The organism is Methanothermus sociabilis, from assembly GCF_055392295.1.
The window spans coordinates 405434-426754 of sequence record NZ_AP042467.1 but is presented as its reverse complement, the minus strand read 5'-3'; the positions used below and the strand labels follow the sequence as shown (position 1 = coordinate 426754).

Sequence of the window (21321 nt, the reverse complement as noted above, 5' to 3'; positions counted from 1 at the left end):
CCTCCTATCTAAAAGTACGTAGCATGGTCTCATACAATTTATCTAAATTTTCTTTTTTAAGGGCAGATATAGGAACTACAATATGCTGTGGGAATATAGATTCTATTTTTTGTGGTTTAGCTTCTGGTAGATCTATTTTATTTGCAACAATGAAAAATGGTATGTCTCTTGCCTCTAAATTTCCTATTATAGTTACATTTGCTTGAGTTAATGGATCTCTGGTTGAATCCATAACCAATAATACGCCATCTACGTCATTTAACCACTTAATTGCTTCAATTACTCCTTTTGTTGCCTCTTTAGCTCTTTTTTTAGCTTCATCAGGAGGTAAACCAAACTCTAAAAATTTCCTATAATCAACTTTTGTTGTTATTCCTGGTGTATCTACAATGTCAAAAATCAATTTTGCACCGTCTTTTTCAATTACAACTTCTCTTTGAAAATTTACTTTTCTAGTTTCATGGGGAATTTCAGATACTTTGCCTAATGATTTTCCAACCCAATCTTCACAAATTGCATTTGCAAGCGTTGTTTTTCCTGCATTAGGGTGTCCATATATTCCCAATTTTAATTTTTTATTTCTTCTCAAGAGTTTATCAAGTATTTTTGAAAAAAATTCACAATATCACTCCTCATAACTTTCTCCCGGATTTAAAACTACTACTTTTGTTTCTGGAGATTCTCTTTTAACTAAATCCCTAAATTCTTCAGGATCTTGTTTTATTACAGGGAAAGTATTGTAGTGCATAGGTATTACCACGCGCGGAGATATCCATTTTACAGCAATTGCTGCATCCTTAGGATCCATTGTGTAGTGTCCACCAATAGGTAACAAAGCAATATCTGGTTTATAAATTTCACCTATTACAGTTTTCATGTCGCCAAAAAGTCCTGTATCTCCTGCATGGTAAATTTTTTTATTGTTTTCCAACTCTATTATAAAACCAGCAGGATGACCGCCTGGTCTTCTTTCACCCATTATATCTACAGTACAAGAATGTTTTGCTTCTACCATTCTTATCTTAATATTTTCAATTTCCAAAGAACCTCCTATATTCATACCTTCAGCTCTAAGACCATTTTCAGAAAATATCTCTGAAAGTTCATGAATAGTGACAGCTGTTGCATTTGTTTTATTTACAATGTCTAAAGCATCGCCAAAATGATCTCTGTGGCCATGTGTTATACATACAATATCAGGTTTAAATTCTTCTACAACTTTATCACAAGCAGGATTTTCGCTTATGAACGGATCTATTAATATTTTTAGGCCTTCTTCAGATATTATTTCAAAAACAGAGTGGCCAAACCATGTTATTTTCACGTTAATTTACCTCCTATCTCTTTTGAAATCCCCCATGCTTCTTCAAATAGTTTTTTTATTTTAGATACAGATTCCTTATCTTTATATACACTGCCTACCTCAAAACTATCATAAATTGGGTCGGTTGATATAAGAATCCCTTGTTTGTTATCCACAACAGCTGCTATAGTTGGTATATTTTCCATAACTTTGATCTTAACACCATTATCTATTAAAAGTTTTAAAATACTCGTAGCAATTTCATCATCAAGGTTTGCCTCTTGCACTATTAACTTACAATTGTCAACACTTATTAATTTTTTAACAACATCTAAATTCATTTCTCTTATCCAAGGATATGTCATCAAAATTTCTTTTTTGCCACTCATTATTATTTTTCTTAAAGTTTCATCTAATTTTGAGTCATCAAAAGACCATATAATATTTGATTCACCTATTTCTCTTAAAGGTGTAGTACTTGACAATTTTTCATTTATAAATCCTTGTATGTCATCAATACTTCCAATAGAATTTGTTATTTGTTTCAATCTTCCACTAAGACCTTTATCTTTCCTCTTTAACTTTTCTTTATCTTTAATTTTTTGTGTTTTAACTTTCTTTTTTTCTATTCTTTCAACAGGTTTTTTTATTTCTTTTTTTTCAATCTTAGGCTTAGGTTTGATAGTTTCAATAGCTTTTTTTAATCTTTCGATTTTTGGTTTTTTAGGTTTTGGTTTTTCTTTTAAAACAGGTTCTTTTCTTTTTGATTCAATGCTCTTTATAGGTCTCTTAAGTTCTCTTATGTCAGTAGAAATGCCAGAAATAGCTATTAATGTCATTAAAAGACCTATCACAAATAGTATCACACCAACAACATACATAAAAAAGTTTGGAGGGATTGTAAATCCAAAAGTTATCACTATGTAAGCACCAAGAATTAATATGAAAGGCGCTGTTAATGCTAAAGCAATGTATTTCATTAATTATCCTCCAAATATTATCAATTATAAATTTTAAAATATTATATTTATGAAGTTTTTGCTCGTGCAAGATCTTCAAGAGTTCTCTCCAAAATATACCTAGCACGGTCTTGTTTATGTCTAATGTTTATAAGCCCTTTTGGATAATCAAAAATTAGCAACTCATCATGTAAATTTTTAATTGAATTACAAATTTTTTCTGCCTCATCTAAATCATTCTTAACCAATTTTTCTAAAAAATATCTTCTAAGTTCACCTATTAGATCACCAATGCCAAGTAAATAATGAGACTCTGGGATTCCAATTTCCTCTGGAAGAGGAAAATCTTTCTTATTTATATAATTATAAAATAACAATGCCTCTACATATTCTTGGTGTGCATTCCTAACATATCCTGCATAATACAAATCGGGGTGATCTTTAAGCATTTTTCTGAGTTTTTTAACTAATTTTTCTGCATTCCTTAATTTTTCAGTTGCTAAATCTAACTCATCTTTATGTAATGCTCTTATACATTCTCCTGACAATCTTATTATCTTTCTAGTTATTTGTAAAGTTTCTTCTCTTAATTCATCTTTTTTATCAAGTACTTTTTTTATTTTTTTGATTACGTTTTTCATTTTAACCACACAGTCACATAGTCTGACCTTTCCTTGAATTTTTTACCTGGTTTTATTATATCAACGCCAAACATCGCTGCATATGCATTATCAAAACTTGAGGTAGGAATTTCAATCATCACAGAATTTTTATTTCTATTCATACTTATATTTTGCACTGAAATACTATTACTTGCAAATTTTTTACAAAATGCATTATTCCCTCTACATATAATGTCTATTCGTGAAACATTCTTATCGCTAAATATCCTCACATGGAAAATTACAATACAGTTCTCACCTATGTTATAGTTGGTTGAAACACCTAGTTTAATTTTATTTCCTTGATGTAAGATGGATAATGCCACAATGTCGCCTTGAGATATATCACTTATATTCACTTTTTTCTCTTGGTTTGCCTTAGAAGCTAAAATAGAAGGTACGGTTATATTTTTTGATATTTCTAGTTTTGGTTCTGGATATATTCCAAATAGCTCATTTCTCCTTACAAATGCTTCAAGTGTGGGATCTGGTGTTATTTGTGATTTATATTGTGACAAGGCTTTAGCTTTTGCTTGTTCTTCTTCTTCAGTTAAGTTGAAATATACCCACCTAACATGTCTTCTCAAAAGTTTTGGAGGTTCTAATGTCATTTGGGGACTATAATAAGGCGGACTTGGCCATCCCTTTATTTTATGGACAAGATATGTATATTTTGTGCAGGTATATTTCATTTTTGTTAAAGTGTATTGTACAAAGAGATATGTGGCCCAATGATCAGTGTGATAATCTCCAGGATCAGGGTATATGATTATTGTAGGTTTTGTTACACTTATAATTTCCTCAAGATTATTTACAACGTTTTCTCCACAATATTCTTCTCCTTTTTTATATGCAAATGAATAAGGTACATGATCATATCCGTTTGCACCTTTGTATGGATTCCCAGGATCCCAATATTTATCAAACATTGCAGCCAATCCACAATCAGGAAATCCTAGAAAAATGACATGATTTTCAGGTAGTCCTAATTTTTTGGCAGCATTTATCGTCTCCTGATGTCTTAGATATCCCAATCTAACAGGGTTTATAATATTCTTTTTCCCAAGTTTTCCTTCTGCATCTCCACAAGTCATTACAACAACGTAAACCGGAATATTTTCTTTTACAGCTTTATTAATCAATCCGCCTGCAGCAAGTACTTCATCATCAGGGTGCGGGGCAATCACCAATATTCTGTCGGATGACTCCAAATGAACAACGTTTTCTGGCTGATTTTTATCAGAATAAACAGAGTAAATAAATGTTATCATGATTAAAATTGCAACAAAAATTATTGCCATCTTATTCATATTTCTCAATATTTTCACCTCCTTTCCATAAAGGTGAAAGTTATCTAAAAAGAAAGAAATATTTAAATTTTTCTTTTTTAGCAGTCTATGTCGTCTAAAATTTTTAATATTTCCTTTATATTTTTAATGACAATGTCAGAAGCATCTAAAACATCATTAGGTATTTTTTCTCCATGTTGGAGAGTTAATATACCTATATCTGCAGCTTTTAGTGCCAACATATCGTTTGGACCGTTTCCTACCATAACAACTTTACCTCTTTTTTTAAAATTTTTTACAACCTTCTCTTTTCCTTTAGGATCAAGATGTCCAAAAACATTAGAAATAGGTATTTTTATAATCCTTGCCAACTCTTTCAAAGCTTCTTCTCTATCACCAGAAGCAATATAGATCTCTATGTTTCTCTTTTTTAATTCATTTATAACTTCTTTAACACCAGGAAATAATTTTCCACCAGCTGCTAATAAAAATTCTATTTCACAGGTGTCCAGGTTTCCAATGAATCCTGAGCCTGTACATATTTGTATATTAAAGCCTTTTTTACCTACTTTCCTCAATAAATCTTGTAATTCCTTAACTGTACATTCACAAGTTTTTAACATTTTAATAATTGTTTTGTTCTTAATTTTGAATGGATAAGTAGCACTTACTCTTATTTTGTTCTTCTTGATAAAATCATATATTTTTTGATTTGGGTTGGCATTAAGTAAACATGAGAGTGGGTCTGTATCTATACCTAACAAAACACGATTCTTTGTATGGTCTACAATCTCTTGGGAACCTATGTCAAAACAATATTTACCAGATCTTAAGTCCTTAACAGCAATATATCTTTTTGTTAACGTTCCTGCATTGTCAAACACAAATATTTTCATTTTACTGACGCCTTTATCTTTTATTTAGAAATTTAAAAAAAGAGAGATAAATAAATTGTTAAGAAAAAATAAACAACATTTAATATTCAAAAACCTCATTAATTATATAAAAAATATTTTAAGCAAGGTGAAGAGTAAAAATAGGTGTTTAGATGAGATGTGAGATATGTGGCAAAAAAATATTTGGAAGACCTTTAACGATAAAAATAGAAGGAAGTGAGATGAGAGTTTGTAAAGATTGTTCAAAATTTGGAGAAATTCAAAGAAGAAAAAAGATTAGAAAGAGAGTTGTAAGAAGGCGTGTACCACGTTTTAAAGAACCAAGCTATGATATAGTAGAAAATTATGGAAAAATTGTAAGAGAAGCTAGAGAAGAGAGAAACTGGAGTAGAGAAGACCTTGCAAAAAAAATAAATGAAAAAGTTTCGGTTGTAGGTAGAATTGAAACTGAAAAAATGGTACCTGACATCAATTTAGCACGTAAATTAGAAAAGACATTAAATATAAAATTATTAGAAAAGTTGCAGGAGGAAGAAGAACTATCATCAACATCTTATAGTACAGGTGAACTTACAATAGGGGATATAGCAAAAATAAGAAAAAAATAAATTTCGGGGTTTAAAATGCATGATAGACTTTTTATTATAAATATTTTTTCAGTTGGATTTGGAGGTTTCATTGGTTCTTGTCTTCGTTATTTAATCTCTATTTATCTTTCAAGAATCCCTTGTCAAATTCCTTTAGGAACATTAACTGTTAATGTAATTGGAGGATTTTTAATTGGTTTGTTCATGGAATTAAGTTTAAGTACGGCCTTGATACCTCCAAATTTAAGACTTTTCATTGTTACAGGAATTTTAGGTGGATTGACAACATTTTCAACTTTTAGTTATGAAACCATGTCTCTTTTTTCTGAAGGTGCATATATTTCTGCATTGCTAAATGTTTCACTGAATTTGTTTTTAAGTCTTTTTGCAGTTATTTTAGGGAGATTAATTTTAAAATTGCTTTTTAAATTAGGAGGTATATTTATTGGAAAATAAAAAAACTTTAAAAAATAAAGCTAAACTTCTAAAAATTTATATTGGGGAATCAGACCGCTATAAAGCTGAAAATTTGTATAGAGCCATTGTTAAAAAAGCCAAAGAATTTGGACTCAGTGGAGCAACTGTGTTAAGAGGTATAGAAGGATTTGGATTGCATAGTGACTATCGTTCATCATTAATTGAAGTATTGTCTGCAGATCTCCCCATTGTTATTGAAATTATTGAAGAAGAAGAGAAAATTAAAAAATTTCTTAAAAAAATTTCTCCAATGATAAACCAAGGGTTAATTGTAATGTGCGACGTAGAAGTCATTAAACATGTGTAAAAAGAAAATAAAAAAGGAAAAGGAGTTATTTATTTCTTTTCTTTTTCTAAGTATTTAAATACAGTAGGTAGAATTTCTGATAAATCACCGAAATTCATGGAGTCTGCAGTTCCAAGCAATGCCTTAGGATCTAATTTTTCTTCCATTTTATCTATTCCAACTTTCTCCATAAGGTTTGTTAATTGTTCAAGAGATTCTTTTGCCATCATTTGTGCAAAATCTGCAGGTGCTCCTAAGATATTCATTACGGAATTTCTGTATGATAATATTCCTGCATAGGTTATAGCAGTCAATGCTGAACACATGTCACATACAGGACCTAACAATTCTGCAGGTAGTTTAAATGCCTTTCCACGAGCTTTTTTGGCTATATCATAAAGTGTTTTAATAGCCTCTTCATGTGCATATCCTTCTGCTATAAAAACTTGACCTTTCATTTCAGGCACTGCACCTGGGTGATATGAAGTAATATTTAATCCTGCTGCTTTTCGTGGAGTTACCATATCGCTACCACAGCATTCTTCAAATATTTTGTAAAATTTAGTTGTTGGTATAGTACATGCGTGAGTTACTATTGCACCATCTTTAATGCTGTCTGCAAATTTTGGAATTATCTTCTCTTGAACATTTCCTTTTGGTAACCATGTCATTACAAAATCTGCATCTTCTACTGCTTCAACATCATCTGTTGTAACTTCAAATCCAAGATCTTCAGGATGTACAAAATGTATTGCACCTTTAGGTGGTTTTGGTACTTCTTTTGCTACTTCATTTACCTTTTCCCTAATTTTAGGCATTATTTTTTCAGGATCATCTTTATGAGCTTCTATAACTTCTTCAGGGTCAAAATCATCGATTACTGTAAATTCATTGTCAAATACAGGGTCTGATATAACTATGTCTTTGATACCACATAGTTCCATTAATTCTGCTCCCATAGTTATAGTAGAATGTGTCAGAGCAATTTCAGGTTTTCCAACTTCTTCTGCAACTTCACAAGCTCTTGCAAAATTTGTTATTCCACTTGCGGCATGTGTTCTATAACATCCGGCTCCTAATATTGCAACTTTTTTTATTTCCATTTCAACACCTCACTCTTAATTGAATTGCCCCTTGCATAAGCAAGGAGCCTTGTATTTACAAATTCACAACTCAATAAGCTATCAGGGTCCAAATGACCCCTCATCAACATTCCGAAATTCTCCGTGCTTCAGTATAAAACAAAAGTGTTGCCGTAATATTACTTCCCCAAAATTTTAATATATACTTTTCCACTTAAAAAAAATCGAAAAAGTTTTATATAAAAGAGTAGTTGATGAAATTCAAAAAAGCCTAAAATTAAATTTTTTAGATTAATGCAACACTTTCTGGCAATTTTTTAGTTAATTTTCTGACTACTCCAGGAATTGTTGAAGAAATTATTGTAGCATCAGATTCATTATAGGCTTCTTTATCATTAGAATGAGCCCTATGCACATCTGCTTTAATTTCAGACCTTAAATTTTCTACAGTTATTTTTTCAACCCATGGGTCTGCATCACTAATTAAAATTTGATCTACATACTTATCTAATTTCTTTGCTAAAACCCAAGCAATGAATCTTCCACCTAATAATGCAACTTTTTCACCTATCAAACCATTTTCTGCCATTTTAACTATATCATCAACAGTTTTATTCACATGAAGTTTTTCATATAGAGGTGTCAATGAGACGCAAACCCAGTGAGCATCTCCAACTGTTGTATATCCTATTTTATTTGGATAAATATTCTCTTTCCCAATTACTTTGACGGATTTTGTAAGGGCAATCAATTCGTCTTTTTGGATAGGCGCTCTTGTAAGTCCATTTTTAACTTCTTCTTTAATTATCTTTATTACTCGTGGCATTCCAAAATTACCTCTTCTGGCAGTTCCAGGAGAATAACCACACATGTATCCGTGATGATTTTTCGGGAATCCAGTAATTATTGCATTTAATCCAGATCTTAAACCAATGCGACATTCGTCTTCATACGCACCATTGGTACCAACAACTTTTCCTGGAGCTAATATTCTTGCACATGTAATTGCTCTAGCAAATGCATCCAACCTATCTTTCGCTTGATTAAATGGACCTCCCTCAATTACAAATACATCCACTCCTATTTCCAATGCTGCTTCAAAAGCTTTTATTAAGTCTTCATAACCATCTCCGACGCACATGATGGCTTCAAGGCCTCTTCCATATTTTTTAGTAAGTTTAGCAACTTCTATAGCTTCATCTAATGGAGCTGCATGAGCTTCTCCACCTTGAACAGATATTAAATTAATTGCAACTGAAGATGCAAGTTTTATCCATTCATCTCTTTCTTTTATACCTTTCTTTTCTTTTTCTAACAATCTTTTATGAATTCTACCTCGAGGACATTCCTTAAAAGGTGGGCCCTCATAATAACATTGACCCCAACATCTAGTTATATCACTGGGAAATCTCATTGGTCCATATTTACCAAAATGATCTATATCTAGTGGAACATCTACCAATTCTCTTACTTCTTTTACGAGATCTACACCACGCATGCCATAATTCTCAGCAATGTCTGCAAAAGCATATGCACAAACATGAATAGATGCTCCCAGCATGTCTGCAACAATACAATTGCCTAAAAGATCTATTTTTTTAATATCTGATGCGCATGCACCTACCAATATTTCGGTGAGATCACAACCTATTGGAAATCTTTTAAAATTTTTCCCAAGTTGCATTGTTTCTTCTCTACTGAGATCAGAAACGGCGTCTACTATCTCTTCAGGAGTTTTTTTCATTTTTGCTAATTCCCAGGCAGCATCTAAATTATTTACAGCTTCTTTAACTATATCATGCATTAGCATCATCCCTTTCTTACGCTTGTATAAAAAATTTATGAGAATTAGTAGAGATATAATTTATCTAATAAAAAAAGAATCAAAAAAAGAAAAAGAATAAAAGAATTATTTAAAATTTAAAAAATTAACTGTTTTTTTAATGGGCCCTAATTCTTTCAAAGTTTCTGTAAATTCTGTTATAGTTTTTTGGAATTTTTCACCTTCTGATGCTGAAATCCATTCATATTTAAATCTTTCTTTTTCGATCCCTAGCTCTGGTAAAATCATTTTTAATAATTCTGCTCTTCTACGCCATTTGTAATTTCCTGAGTCATAATGGCAATCTCCAAGATGACATCCACCAACAAATACACCATCAGCTCCTTCTCTAAATGCCTTCAACACATGTGATGGATTTATTCTCCCTGAACACATAACCCTAATTATCCTTACATTTGGGGGATATTGCATTCTTGCAGTACCTGCTGCATCTGCCCCTCCATAAGTACACCAATTACAACAAAATCCAACAATTTTTGGTTCAAATGCCATTTACACCACCTTCATATTTTTTCTGGACTATACATTGGAGGTAATTCTTCATCTACACCAGGAACAAAACCTGTTTCTTTACGATATTTTTCTTGAATTTTATGGAACAACCTTGCAACTGGAATATCCATAGGACAAACATCTTCACATTGTCCACAATTTATACAACTAAAGCCCATATGCCATAGACGAATTCCATGAAAAGTAAGTGGATTTGGTGGAACATTTTCAGGTTCTTTATACCATTCTTTTTCTAATTCACATTCCTCACAGAAACAGATAGGACAAACATCCCTGCATGCATAACATTTTATACATCTCTTGAAATATTTTTCCCAATCTTCTAATTTTGGATATTCTTTGTCTAAGTATTTTTCTTTGAAATTTTTGGCCATTTTTATCATTGATTTTTCAATTTTTGATCTTATGGTAATTGCTTTATCACTTGGTGATTTTACCTCAATAAAACCATCGTTGATCGCATTTTCAACAAGTTTTTTACCTTTTTCTGTTACAACCTCTATAAATGTCCAACCTTCCTCCGCACCCCAATTTCCACATGCTACATCAGCATTTCTTGGAATCATCATTTCGCATCTCTGACACATGTCTCTTCTTCCATATCCTTTCTCTTCGAGATCATCTATGCTTATTTCTTTGTGTGAACCATCCTTTAATTCTATTATAAATTTACCTCTAGCAATTTCTTCTTTTATCACATCGTCGGGGTCAACTTTATAAAATAGTTTTATCATTTCTCTTGCAGGAATTGGTCTCAATGTTCCTCCACAATTTAGTCCAATTAAATACAATTCATTTTCTATTTGCTTTCTTTTCTGTAATTCTTTTATTGCCATTGCATCACAGGGCTTTACAGAAACTGCTAATTTCAAGTCTTGTAAATATTTTGAAATTAAATCTGCAAACATTGTTGGTGCACAATGTAAAGAACCACTAATTTTTGTAAGCTCTTTTGGATCTGTAATGAGAGTAGGTATTCCATCATAGATGTCCTTTCCCTTCCTTAATCCTAGAACACCATCAACAATTTCATTTTCTAGAAGATATTTGAATAATGCAGTTACAGCCCCACCGCATTCTCCAGCTTTTCTAATTTCATTATCTTTTGCCCTTGCCAAATAATATTTTGTCATTTCAAACAACCCCTTCTAAATAAATTTTTTCATGATCTCTTCATCATCTAAAACTGTTTCTGGTTTTTCAATAATTTTTGAAAATTTTTGAGTATATCCAAAGCTATTTGTAAAAGTTCCATTTTTTTCTAACCAACAAGAAGTAGGAAGTACAAGGTCTGCAACTTCAGAAGTTTTATTTTTTTCAACTGTCTGTACGACAAGAAAATCAACATCAATAGATTCTAAACATTCCAATTCTAGAGGATCTGCATGCATTACCCAAAGTAATTCAATTTCTTCTATAAATTTTTTTAATTGTTCATCAGTTAATGGATCAATGAATTCCATCACGCCTCTTGCATTACATTCTTTAAAAACTGGTGAAAAATCAGCGCCAGAATTTACAATTTTTTTAATATCATTTTCGTTTTCAAGTTTATTGAAAAGTATTAAGCAGGAATCATTGCACTCAAACTTTTCTAATTCTTCTAAAGATTTACCATGTTTATCTGCATTAAACATCGTTCTACTTTTTTCTCCAATGTAGATTATTTCAGCGCCATTATCTTGCGCATGTAAAACACGACGGCCTAATAAAGGATTTTCGTTTAAAATGTCTCCAATAAGTATAATTTTTTTATAATTCTCTATGTCTTTTATATTAATTGAGGGATATTCCTGCTTAGGTATGTTATATGTATAAAATCCTGCTTTTGCATCTATTTTTTCAGATAATTTTTTCAATGTTTCAGCTTCTTCATTACTTAATCTACCAGATGCTAAAATTCCTATTTTGTCTTTTTCATTTATTTTTTCAGATAATAGATTAAATGCGTCGTCCCAAGATATCTCAGATTTTTTAGTTTTTGGATGCTTAATTCTGTTCTCTACAATTTTGTATGAATCTCTTCCATTTTTACAATTTTTTCCTTCATTTATTGGATGTCTTTTGTAAGGGTAGATGCCTTTTGGTACTCCATCAATACATATTATATTTAAACCACAACCTACTCCACAGGATGGGCAAATTGTGTGTTCTACAATGAATTTTTCCATATATAACACCTCATAACCTTTTAATTCGATAAAAGAAACTCATTTTTTCCTTGGATTCCGCAATCTGTATTGATCATTGTTCACACAACAACATATCATTTTATTAATTTCTTAAAAAAATTGTGAATGGTATCACTAATATATATAATTTTCGGAATCTAAAAACGAGTTATTTTTGGTATTAATAACTAAAACTTATGGAATTATTATCATATCAGTATTAAATTTATTTTAAAAAATCTTAACGGTTATTACAAAATGATAAATTAGTATTCACAAATATAAGCCTTTCTCTTTTGATTTACGAGTAAAGTTTATATGTAATGCTTTAGATCTAAATATTAAGCTAAAACATTAGTTTTGGGAGGAATAAGTATGGCATTTGAACCAAAAATTGTAATGTTTTGTTGTAATTGGTGCTCATACGGAGGCGCTGACACTGCAGGCACTGCAAGAATGCAATATCCCCCAAATGTGAGGATAATTAGGGTTATGTGTTCAGGGAGAGTAGAACCACAGTTTATACTAAAAGCATTTAGAGAAGGAGCTGACGGAGTGCTTGTTACTGGATGTCATCTTGGAGATTGTCATTACGATGCAGGAAATTACAAACTAGATAGAAGAATGAGGCTCGTGTATAAATTGTTGGATGAAATTGGAATTGGAAGAGAAAGAGTGTATCATGATTGGATTTCAGCATCAGAAGGTGAAAAATTTGCAGAAACTGTAAAGATGATGGTCGAGAGAATAAAAGAACTTGGACCTTTAAATTTAAAAAAACAAATTTCTGAAAGCTAAGGAGGGTTAAAATTGGCAGAAAAAAAGGTTAAAATAGGAACTATGTGGTTATGTGGATGCTCTGGATGTCATATCTCAATAACAGATTTTCACGAAAAATTATTAGATCTCCTAGAAGTTGCTGATATTAAATTTTCTCCTGTATTAATGGATGTAAAGTACGACGAAATACCTGATTTAGATGTTGTAATAATTGAGGGCGGAATAGCAAACGATGAAAATAGAGAATTTGCAGAATTGTTAAGGGAGAAATCTGATATTTTAGTTGCTTATGGTACATGTGCTGTCTATGGCGGCATACCTGGTCTAAGAAATCTATGGAGAAAAGAGAAAGTGATAGAAGAGGCTTATATAAATTCACCCAGTACTCCAAACCCTGATGAAGTAATACCTTCCGAAGAAGTTCCACATTTAGAAGAAAGAGTAAAACCAATAAGTGAAGTAGTTGATGTAGATTTGGAGATCCCTGGCTGTCCACCTAAATCTGACTTCGCTGCTGAAGTATTGATGAAAGCTTTAAATGGTGAAAAGGTGGAGTTACCTACAACAAATCTATGTGAAGAATGTGAAAGAGAAAAACCTCCTGAAGGATTAGCAATGGACTTCATAAAAAGACAATTTGAGATTGGCGAACCTGAAAAAGATTTATGTTTAATAGCACAAGGACTTGTTTGCATGGGGCCTGCAACAACTTCAATATGTGGTGCACAATGTCCTAAAGTAGGTATACCATGTCAAGGTTGTTATGGCCCAACTAAAGCAGTTGAAGATCAGGGTGCAAAAATGATAAGTGCGATTGCTTCAGATTTCGGAGTTGAAAAAGATAAAACTGTAGATCCTGAAAAAGTTGCTGAACAACTTGATGATATTGTAGGAACTTTCTACACCTACACATTACCAGCATCTTTAATTCCTATGAGAGTCCATAAAGGAGGGAAATAAATGGAAAAACTTGTACTTGAACCCGTCACTCGTATTGAAGGCCATGCAAAAATTACTGTACAGTTAGATGAAGAAGGAAATGTTAAAGATACCAGATTTCATGTGATGGAATTTAGAGGATTTGAAAAATTCTTGCAAGGTAGGAGGATAGAAGAAGCTCCAAGAATAGTTCCTAGAATATGTGGTATATGTCAGGTCCAACACCATTTAGCTAGTGCAAAAGCTGTTGATGCATGCTTTGGATTTGAACCAGAAGATATTCCTGAGACTGCATACAAGATGAGAGAAATAATGAATTGGGCCTCATATGTTCATTCACATGGTTTACATTTCTATTTCTTGGCCGCACCTGATTTTATAGGCGGTAAAGACAGAGAAACTAGAAATATATTTAAAATAATACAAGATTCTCCAGATGTTGCAAAACAGGCTATAGAATTACGAAAAAATGCACAGGACATTGTAGCTGCAACAGGTGGCAGAGCTATCCACCCAGTTAGTTTTATACCAGGAGGAATCACTACAGAACTGGACAAAGAAACTCAGGAAAAATTATTAAAGAAGGCTAAAAGGAATGTAGAAATTGCAGAGTCAACACTTGAATTAGCAATTCCTATATTTGAAGATAATATGGATCTTGTGGAATCATTAGGAACAATAGAAACTTACCATATGGGTTTAGTGAAGAATGGTACATGGGATGTATATGATGGAGTTGTGAGGGTAAAAGATAAAAATGGAGAAAATTTTGCAGAATTTGGACCAGATGAATATACAAAATACATTGCTGAACATGTAAAACCATATTCCTGGCTTAAATTCCCATATCTCAAAGAATTAGGATATCCTGATGGCGTATACAGAGTTTCACCACTTTCAAGACTTAACGTAGCTGACAAGATGCCAGACGCTGCTCCAAAAGCCCAAGAATATTTCAAAGAATTTAGAAATAAATTTGGATATGCACAACAACCTTTACTTTACCACTGGGCAAGATTAATAGAAATGTTAGCAGCGGCAGAATGCATGGCCAGTGCTCTTGAAGAAGATTTATCAGGCAAAAAAATCCACGGAAAACTTGAAAGACAAGAAGGTGAAGGTGTAGGTATCGTAGAGGCTCCTAGAGGAACTCTAATTCACCACTATGCATGCGACAAAAATGGTATTATAACCAAAGCTAATTTGATTGTAGCTACAGTGCAAAATAATCCTGCTATGGAGATGGGAATACAAAAAGTTGCAAAGGAACATATAAAACCAGGTGTAGACGTAGATGATAAAATCTACAATTTAATGGAGATGGTAATCAGGGCTTATGATCCATGTCTATCTTGTGCTACACACACAGTAGATGGAAAAGTAAAATTATTTACATTGGAGGTTCTTGACAGTGAGGGCAATGTTGTAAAGAGACTATGATAATATTTATATGTGAGTAATCATCTACTGTGGATATATCATACTACAATCACTGTGGTGGTCTCATGATAGTTATCAATAAAGAAGATTGTATTAGATGTGGCGCCTGTCAGGGAGTCTGTCCTACAGGTGCAATTAGTGTGAAGCCAGAAGATGTTATATATTGTGATATGTGTGGAGGAGAACCAAAATGCGTTGAAGCATGCCCCAATGACGCATTACGATATGAAGATATTACTTTAGAAGGAGGAATCAAAAAAAAGAAAATAACTTATAGTCCAGAAAAATGTGATAAATGTGGAGAATGTGTAAAAGTATGTCCACCTGGTATTCTAAAACTTGTTAATGATGGAAAAGCAAGTAGAGTTCCTCTAGAGGGGTTTTGTGTTTTATGCCAACAATGTGTCAATGTTTGCCCAATTGAAGTAATAGGGATAGAAGGTGTTAAGGAACCTTCTAGAGTAGAGATCAAAATTGATAAGCCCATATATATTGTAGATTGTGTTGGTTGTGGATTATGTGTACCTGAGTGTCCAGTTAATGCTATTACTTTACCAAAATATGGAGAAAGCATTGAGATTGATGAAGAAAAATGTATCAAATGTGGTATTTGTGCACAAACATGTCCATGGAATTCCGTTTATATATCTGGAAAAAAACCTCAAAAACGTTCCAGAACTATCGAGAATTTTACACTTGATAAAGAGAAGTGTATTGGATGTAATACTTGTGTAGAAATATGCCCGGGAGGATTTATAGAACCAAAATCAGATTTGACAGTTTCATTACCAGAGATTTGTCCAGCATGTGGTCTTTGTGAAAAATTATGTCCAACAGATGCAATTGAATTGGAAGTAAAATTAGGACCAGCTAAACCAGTAACAGAGGAAGGAATTGTGTACAATGACGAAAATTGTAAATTCTGTGGTAGATGTGCACTAAATTGTCCAAATGAGGCTATACGCGTTGTAAGTCCAAAAGGACGTGTATTCCCAGGACTTAAAAAGGTGGATGAAAAGGAATCATATACTATTTGTACAACTTGTGGTGCATGTACAACAGTGTGTCCAACAGGAGCATTAAAACTTGTTGAAGTCAGTAAAAAAGTCAATGGAGAAACTGTTAAGAGGAATAGAATACAGTACAATCCATCTTTATGTGATAAGTGTGGAAATTGTGTTGATGTTTGTCCTTATGGAATATTGAAGTTAACTGATGACGAAAAATTACCAGTGAAAGGATTCTGTATTTTATGTGAGAAATGTATTGATGCATGTAGGTTCAATGCTCTCCTTCTAAAATAATTTTATTTTTTCTTTTTCTCCATGATTATTACTAATTATTTGTTATTTATGATTTATTTAACATTTTCTTTTTTATTTTTTTAGTAAAGGATATAAACAGTTTTTAACATAGCTTCAAAAAACATCTGGATGCTGATGAATATATTTGTGATTTTAAATTATGATGTTAGCCAAAAATTTTATTATTAATAAAAAATTACATAAAAATATGAGGTGACAAAATGGCAATTTATGAAGACAAAATAGATTTGTACGATGCTAACGGAAAATTGTTAGATGAAAACGTACCATTAGAAGCAATAAGTCCTCTAAAAAATCCAACTATTGGGAAAATTGTTAACGATGTAAAAAGATCAGTGGCTGTTAATTTAGCAGGTATAGAAAACAGTCTTAAAAAAGCAGCATTAGGTGGAAAAGCTAATTTTATTCCTGGTAGGGAATTAGATTTAGACATTGTAGAAAATGCTGAGATAATCGCAGAAAAAATTAAAAAAATGGTTCAAGTTGATGAAAACGATGACACAAACGTTAAAATGATAAATAATGGGCAACAATTACTTGTACAAGTTCCAACCATAAGAATTGAAAGAGCTGCAGATTACACCGTTTCCACATTGGTTGCAGGCGCTGCAACAATTCAAGCAATAATAGATACATTTGATGTAGACATGTTTGATGCAAGTACTGTAAAAACAGCTGTGCTCGGACGATATCCACAAACTGTAGATTTCACTGGTGCAAATGTTGCAGCAATGTTAAGTCCTCCTGTACTTCTAGAAGGTCTTGGATATGGATTAAGAAATATTTTAACAAATCACATAGTTGCAACTACAAAGAAAAATACATTAAATGCAGTTGCACTATCATCAATATTAGAACAAACTGCAATGTTTGAAACTGGGGACGCTGTTGGAGCATTTGAAAGATTGCATTTACTTGGTCTAGCATATCAAGGCTTAAACGCTGATAATTTGGTATATGATTTAGTTAAAGAAAATAAAAAAGGAACTGTTGGAACTGTAATAGCTTCTCTTGTTGAAAGAGCCATAGAAGATAAAGTAATAAAAGTAAGCAAAGAAATGCCATCAGGCTTTAGAGTTTATGAACCTATTGATTGGGTATTATGGAATGCATATGCTGCAGCTGGATTATTAGCAGCCACAATAGTTAATATAGGCGCTGCAAGGGCAGCTCAGGGTGTAGCATCAACAGTTCTTTACTACAATGATATTTTAGAATATGAAACTGGCCTGCCTGGCGTTGATTTTGGAAGGGCAGAAGGTACAGCTGTAGGTTTCTCATTCTTCAGTCACTCAATCTATGGTGGTGGAGGACCTGGAATATTCCATGGAAACCATGTTGTGACAAGGCATAGTAAAGGATTTGCATTGCCTTGTGTTGCCGCTGCAATGTCTTTAGATGCTGGAACACAAATGTTTTCACCTGAAAGAACTTCAGGACTCGTTGGACAAGTTTATAGTGAAATAGACTATTTCAGAGAACCAATTAAATATGTAGCTGAAGGGGCTGCAAAAATTAAAAATAAAATCTGAGGTGTTTTTATAATGGAAAAAATGGAAAAAGTAGAATTTATTGATGTAAAAGTTGTTCCTTATAGACTACTAAATCCACAAACTGTGGAAACAATTCTAAACAAAATTTATGATTTGGATGGAATAGTTAGAGTTTTGGTTCATGGGCCTTCAATACCTAAAGAAATACCATACGGACCTGCAAAAGGAATAAAAGTTAATCATAAAGATAGACAAGTCATAAAAGTTAAGGGAGAAGAAGTAGAGTTAAAAGTTAAGGTTGGGGAGATAATTGTTGGAGTACTTTGTGATGATAAAATGGATGAAAATATTGGCAAAATTGAAAAGATTATGGATGAAAACTTACCTTGCTCATACCAAATGTGGGTTGGTACATATACAAAGAGAGATGTGACTGTTACTGATTGGATGAAATATGGTCCAAAATTTGAGAAAAAATTAGATCCAAGATATATAGGTCTTGTAGATCCAAATTCAAAGGTCAAAGAAAATGTAAAATTAATAAAATAATCTAGGAGGATTAAACAATGGCATATGAACCTCAATTCAATCCTGGAGAAACCAAAATAGCTGAAAATAGAAGAAAACACATGAATCCCAATTATGAATTAAAAAAATTGCGTGAAATTGCTGATGAAGACATTGTAAGAGTATTAGGACATAGATCACCAGGTGAAAGCTTTAAAACTGTACATCCTCCATTAGAAGAAATGGATTTTGAAGAAGATCCCATGAAGGACATTGTTGAGCCAATAGAAGGTGCAAAACAAGGTACAAGAATTAGATATATACAATTTGCTGACTCTATGTATAATGCTCCTGCACAACCTTATGACAGAGCTAGGACATACATGTGGAGATTCAGAGGTGTGGACACTGGAACATTGTCAGGAAGACAAGTTATTGAGATGAGGGAGTTAGACCTTGAAAAGGTTTCAAAAATCCTTTTAGAAACAGAAATTTTTGATCCAGCAAGATGTGGAATAAGAGGAGCAACAGTGCATGGACATTCTTTAAGGCTTGATGAAAATGGTCTGATGTTTGATGCATTGCAAAGATATATTTATGATGAAGATTCAGGTCATGTCGTTTATGTCAAAGATCAAGTTGGAAGACCCTTAGATCAACCTGTTGATATGGGAGAACCCTTACCTGAAGATGAACTTAAAGAAATAACAACGATTTACAGAAAAGACAATATTGGAATGAGAGAAGATGAAGAGTTACTGGAAGTTGTAAATAAGATCCATGAAGCAAGAACCATTGGCGGATTCGGCATGGAAGTATTTAAAAAAGATTTAAATAAAAGATTAGGTGGTGCTAATGAATAAGAAAAATAAAAAATTATTTTTAGAGGCATTAGAGAAAAAATTTAAAGGCGAATCTCCAGAAGAAAAGAAAACAACATTTTATTGTTTTGGAGGATGGAAACAATCTGAAAGAAAAAGAGAATTTGTTGAATATGCAAAAAAACTTGCGAAAAAGCGAGGAATTCCATTTTATAATCCAGATATAGGAGTACCTCTTGGACAAAGAAAATTGATGGCATATAGAATTTCAGGTACAGATGCATATGTTGAAGGAGATGATTTACACTTTGTAAATAATGCTGCAATTCAACAGATGGTAGATGATATAAAGAGAACTGTAATTGTTGGAATGGATACTGCTCATGCAGTTCTCGAAAAAAGACTTGGTGTAGAAGTTACACCAGAGACTATCAATGAATATATGGAAACAATTAATCATGCATTACCAGGTGGAGCAGTTGTTCAAGAACATATGGTGGAAGTACATCCAGGACTTGTAGACGATTGTTATGCAAAAATATTCACAGGGAATGACGAGTTAGCTGATGAACTTGATAAAAGAGTACTTATAGACATTAATAAAGAATTTCCCGAAGAACAAGCAGAAATGCTTAAAAAATACATAGGTAATAGGACATATCAAGTTAATCGAGTTCCAACAATAGTTGTTAGATGTTGTGATGGTGGAACTGTTTCAAGATGGTCAGCAATGCAAATAGGTATGAGTTTTATTTCAGCATATAAATTATGTGCTGGTGAAGCTGCAATTGCAGATTTCTCATTCGCTGCTAAACATGCAGACGTAATTGAAATGGGTACAATATTGCCAGCAAGAAGAGCTAGAGGTCCTAATGAACCTGGAGGAATTCCATTTGGAGTGTTTGCAGATATAATTCAAACATCAAGAGTTAGTGACGATCCTGCACGTATCTCTCTAGAGGTTATAGGTGCAGCAGCTACTTTATATGACCAGGTATGGTTAGGATCCTATATGTCAGGAGGAGTAGGATTCACACAATATGCAAGTGCTACCTATACAGATGATATCTTAGATGACTTTGTTTACTATGGTGCAGAGTATGTAGAAGACAAATATGGATTCTGTGGTGTGAAACCATCAATGGAAGTTGTTAAGGATATAGCAACCGAAGTTACACTTTATGGTCTTGAACAATATGAAGAATATCCAACACTTCTAGAGGATCACTTTGGAGGTTCACAAAGAGCAGCAGTCGTTGCTGCAGCAGCAGGATGCTCAACGGCATTTGCAACTGGAAATTCAAATGCTGGAATCAATGCATGGTACCTTTCACAGATATTACATAAAGAAGGCCATTCAAGATTAGGATTTTATGGTTATGATTTACAAGATCAGTGCGGAGCATCAAATTCCTTATCAATTAGAAGTGATGAAGGCCTTGTCCATGAATTACGTGGACCTAACTATCCAAACTATGCAATGAATGTTGGACATCAACCAGAATATGCAGGTATAGCCCAAGCACCACATGCTGCAAGAGGGGATGCTTTCGTTGTCAATCCATTAATAAAGGTTGCATTTGCAGACAACGATCTCAGCTTTGACTTCAGATGGCCTAGAAAAGAAATTGCAAGAGGAGCATTAAGAGAATTCATGCCAGACGGTGAAAGAACATTGATAATACCTGCAAGTAAATAATTCCTCTCTTTTTTTCTTTATTCTTTTTCTATAATAATTTCATGTTTGTCTAGGTCAATCTCCACAATTTTTCCTTTTATTTTGTTTTCTCTATTCAAAATATCTTTCATGTAAATTTCATCACCATCTACTTTTATCAAGATCACGTCATCCATTAGTAATTCACCATTTTTTAAATATACTTTTGATTCACACATTTTATTCACCTAAAAAATTTAACTATAGTTATTCAAAAATAGTTCACTTAAA

Annotated in this window: 23 protein-coding genes; 11 read left to right on the top strand and 12 right to left on the bottom strand. The window is 32.7% G+C overall.

Translation table 11 applies throughout. The annotated features are described in order from the left end of the window. Positions 1 to 4 precede the first annotated feature (4 nt). From ACZ5LY_RS02315 to ACZ5LY_RS02290, 6 genes are all read right to left on the bottom strand, one after another. Entirely contained in the window at positions 5 to 589 is a 585-nt protein-coding gene (locus ACZ5LY_RS02315; RefSeq protein ID WP_013413790.1) for an Era-like GTP-binding protein, read from the bottom strand. A gap of 36 nt (positions 590 to 625) precedes the next feature. Then, entirely contained in the window at positions 626 to 1324 is a 699-nt protein-coding gene (locus tag ACZ5LY_RS02310; protein WP_013413791.1) for a metal-dependent hydrolase, read from the bottom strand. Continuing rightward, entirely contained in the window at positions 1321 to 2283 is a 963-nt protein-coding gene (locus tag ACZ5LY_RS02305) for a hypothetical protein (RefSeq protein WP_464577809.1), read from the bottom strand. The genes ACZ5LY_RS02310 and ACZ5LY_RS02305 overlap by 4 nt, the downstream gene beginning before the upstream one ends. A 47-nt stretch (positions 2284 to 2330) precedes the next feature. Next, the gene (locus ACZ5LY_RS02300) at positions 2331 to 2903 is read right to left on the bottom strand and encodes a translin family protein (protein ID WP_464577808.1); all 573 of its coding nucleotides are present in this window, start codon (positions 2901 to 2903) and stop codon (positions 2331 to 2333) included. Next, complete coding sequence (locus tag ACZ5LY_RS02295; protein ID WP_464578029.1) at positions 2900 to 4234, bottom strand: PIG-L deacetylase family protein; 1335 nt, start codon at positions 4232 to 4234, stop codon at positions 2900 to 2902. The genes ACZ5LY_RS02300 and ACZ5LY_RS02295 overlap by 4 nt, the downstream gene beginning before the upstream one ends. Positions 4235 to 4311: 77 nt before the next feature. Then, complete coding sequence (locus ACZ5LY_RS02290) at positions 4312 to 5109, bottom strand: HAD-IC family P-type ATPase (RefSeq protein WP_464577807.1); 798 nt, start codon at positions 5107 to 5109, stop codon at positions 4312 to 4314. 152 nt (positions 5110 to 5261) lie between these two features. On the opposite strand from ACZ5LY_RS02290, the gene ACZ5LY_RS02285 reads away from it, so the two are divergent. The 3 genes from ACZ5LY_RS02285 to ACZ5LY_RS02275 are packed head-to-tail and all read left to right on the top strand — an operon-like array spanning position 5262 to position 6480. After that, positions 5262 to 5717 carry a multiprotein bridging factor aMBF1 gene (locus ACZ5LY_RS02285; RefSeq protein ID WP_013413796.1) on the top strand — a complete coding sequence of 152 codons (456 nt, stop codon included), beginning with the start codon at positions 5262 to 5264 and terminating at the stop codon, positions 5715 to 5717. 15 nt (positions 5718 to 5732) lie between these two features. After that, complete coding sequence (gene crcB / locus ACZ5LY_RS02280) at positions 5733 to 6152, top strand: fluoride efflux transporter CrcB (protein ID WP_013413797.1); 420 nt, start codon at positions 5733 to 5735, stop codon at positions 6150 to 6152. Then, on the top strand, positions 6142 to 6480 hold the full coding sequence (locus tag ACZ5LY_RS02275) for a DUF190 domain-containing protein (RefSeq protein WP_013413798.1): 339 nt from the start codon (positions 6142 to 6144) through the stop codon (positions 6478 to 6480). The genes crcB and ACZ5LY_RS02275 overlap by 11 nt, the downstream gene beginning before the upstream one ends. Positions 6481 to 6509: 29 nt before the next feature. Here ACZ5LY_RS02275 and hmd read toward each other — a convergent pair whose 3' ends face one another. The 5 genes from hmd to ACZ5LY_RS02250 all read right to left on the bottom strand — a co-directional run bounded on the left by hmd (position 6510) and on the right by ACZ5LY_RS02250 (position 12068). Then, complete coding sequence (gene hmd, locus ACZ5LY_RS02270) at positions 6510 to 7562, bottom strand: 5,10-methenyltetrahydromethanopterin hydrogenase (RefSeq protein ID WP_464577806.1); 1053 nt, start codon at positions 7560 to 7562, stop codon at positions 6510 to 6512. A gap of 265 nt (positions 7563 to 7827) precedes the next feature. Continuing rightward, positions 7828 to 9345: a 5,10-methenyltetrahydromethanopterin hydrogenase cofactor biosynthesis protein HmdC gene (gene hmdC, locus ACZ5LY_RS02265; protein WP_464577805.1), complete on the bottom strand. Its 1518-nt coding sequence runs from the start codon at positions 9343 to 9345 to the stop codon at positions 7828 to 7830. A gap of 105 nt (positions 9346 to 9450) precedes the next feature. Then, positions 9451 to 9876: a hydrogenase iron-sulfur subunit gene (locus ACZ5LY_RS02260; protein ID WP_013413801.1), complete on the bottom strand. Its 426-nt coding sequence runs from the start codon at positions 9874 to 9876 to the stop codon at positions 9451 to 9453. 11 nt (positions 9877 to 9887) lie between these two features. Beyond that, positions 9888 to 11030: a Coenzyme F420 hydrogenase/dehydrogenase, beta subunit C-terminal domain gene (locus ACZ5LY_RS02255; protein WP_464577804.1), complete on the bottom strand. Its 1143-nt coding sequence runs from the start codon at positions 11028 to 11030 to the stop codon at positions 9888 to 9890. Between the two features lie 15 nt (positions 11031 to 11045). Then, a complete protein-coding gene (locus ACZ5LY_RS02250; protein WP_013413803.1) occupies positions 11046 to 12068 on the bottom strand; it encodes a molybdopterin oxidoreductase family protein in 1023 nt (340 codons plus the stop codon). A 375-nt stretch (positions 12069 to 12443) separates the two neighbouring features. Here ACZ5LY_RS02250 and ACZ5LY_RS02245 point away from each other — a divergent pair, with 375 nt between their 5' ends. The 8 genes from ACZ5LY_RS02245 (at position 12444) to mcrA (ending at position 21072) form a co-directional block, all read left to right on the top strand. After that, positions 12444 to 12866: a hydrogenase iron-sulfur subunit gene (locus ACZ5LY_RS02245; RefSeq protein ID WP_013413804.1), complete on the top strand. Its 423-nt coding sequence runs from the start codon at positions 12444 to 12446 to the stop codon at positions 12864 to 12866. Between the two features lie 42 nt (positions 12867 to 12908). Beyond that, positions 12909 to 13808 carry an NADH-quinone oxidoreductase subunit B family protein gene (locus ACZ5LY_RS02240; RefSeq protein ID WP_464578028.1) on the top strand — a complete coding sequence of 300 codons (900 nt, stop codon included), beginning with the start codon at positions 12909 to 12911 and terminating at the stop codon, positions 13806 to 13808. Then, a complete protein-coding gene (locus ACZ5LY_RS02235) occupies positions 13809 to 15227 on the top strand; it encodes a Ni/Fe hydrogenase subunit alpha (protein ID WP_464577803.1) in 1419 nt (472 codons plus the stop codon). It abuts the gene before it with no gap. A gap of 65 nt (positions 15228 to 15292) precedes the next feature. After that, positions 15293 to 16531 (top strand): 4Fe-4S binding protein, encoded by a 1239-nt coding sequence (locus ACZ5LY_RS02230; RefSeq protein WP_464577802.1) that lies wholly within the window; start codon positions 15293 to 15295, stop codon positions 16529 to 16531. Between the two features lie 221 nt (positions 16532 to 16752). Then, positions 16753 to 18084: a coenzyme-B sulfoethylthiotransferase subunit beta gene (gene mcrB, locus ACZ5LY_RS02225; RefSeq protein WP_464577801.1), complete on the top strand. Its 1332-nt coding sequence runs from the start codon at positions 16753 to 16755 to the stop codon at positions 18082 to 18084. Between the two features lie 12 nt (positions 18085 to 18096). Further along, positions 18097 to 18594 carry a methyl-coenzyme M reductase operon protein D gene (mcrD, locus tag ACZ5LY_RS02220; protein ID WP_013413809.1) on the top strand — a complete coding sequence of 166 codons (498 nt, stop codon included), beginning with the start codon at positions 18097 to 18099 and terminating at the stop codon, positions 18592 to 18594. 17 nt (positions 18595 to 18611) lie between these two features. Beyond that, positions 18612 to 19415 carry a coenzyme-B sulfoethylthiotransferase subunit gamma gene (gene mcrG / locus ACZ5LY_RS02215; protein ID WP_464577800.1) on the top strand — a complete coding sequence of 268 codons (804 nt, stop codon included), beginning with the start codon at positions 18612 to 18614 and terminating at the stop codon, positions 19413 to 19415. Then, positions 19408 to 21072: a coenzyme-B sulfoethylthiotransferase subunit alpha gene (mcrA, locus tag ACZ5LY_RS02210; RefSeq protein ID WP_013413811.1), complete on the top strand. Its 1665-nt coding sequence runs from the start codon at positions 19408 to 19410 to the stop codon at positions 21070 to 21072. The genes mcrG and mcrA overlap by 8 nt, the downstream gene beginning before the upstream one ends. A 17-nt stretch (positions 21073 to 21089) precedes the next feature. Here the strand turns inward: mcrA and ACZ5LY_RS02205 are convergent, their stop codons facing one another. Next, positions 21090 to 21269: a CooT family nickel-binding protein gene (locus ACZ5LY_RS02205; RefSeq protein ID WP_013413812.1), complete on the bottom strand. Its 180-nt coding sequence runs from the start codon at positions 21267 to 21269 to the stop codon at positions 21090 to 21092. Positions 21270 to 21321: the final 52 nt, after the last annotated feature.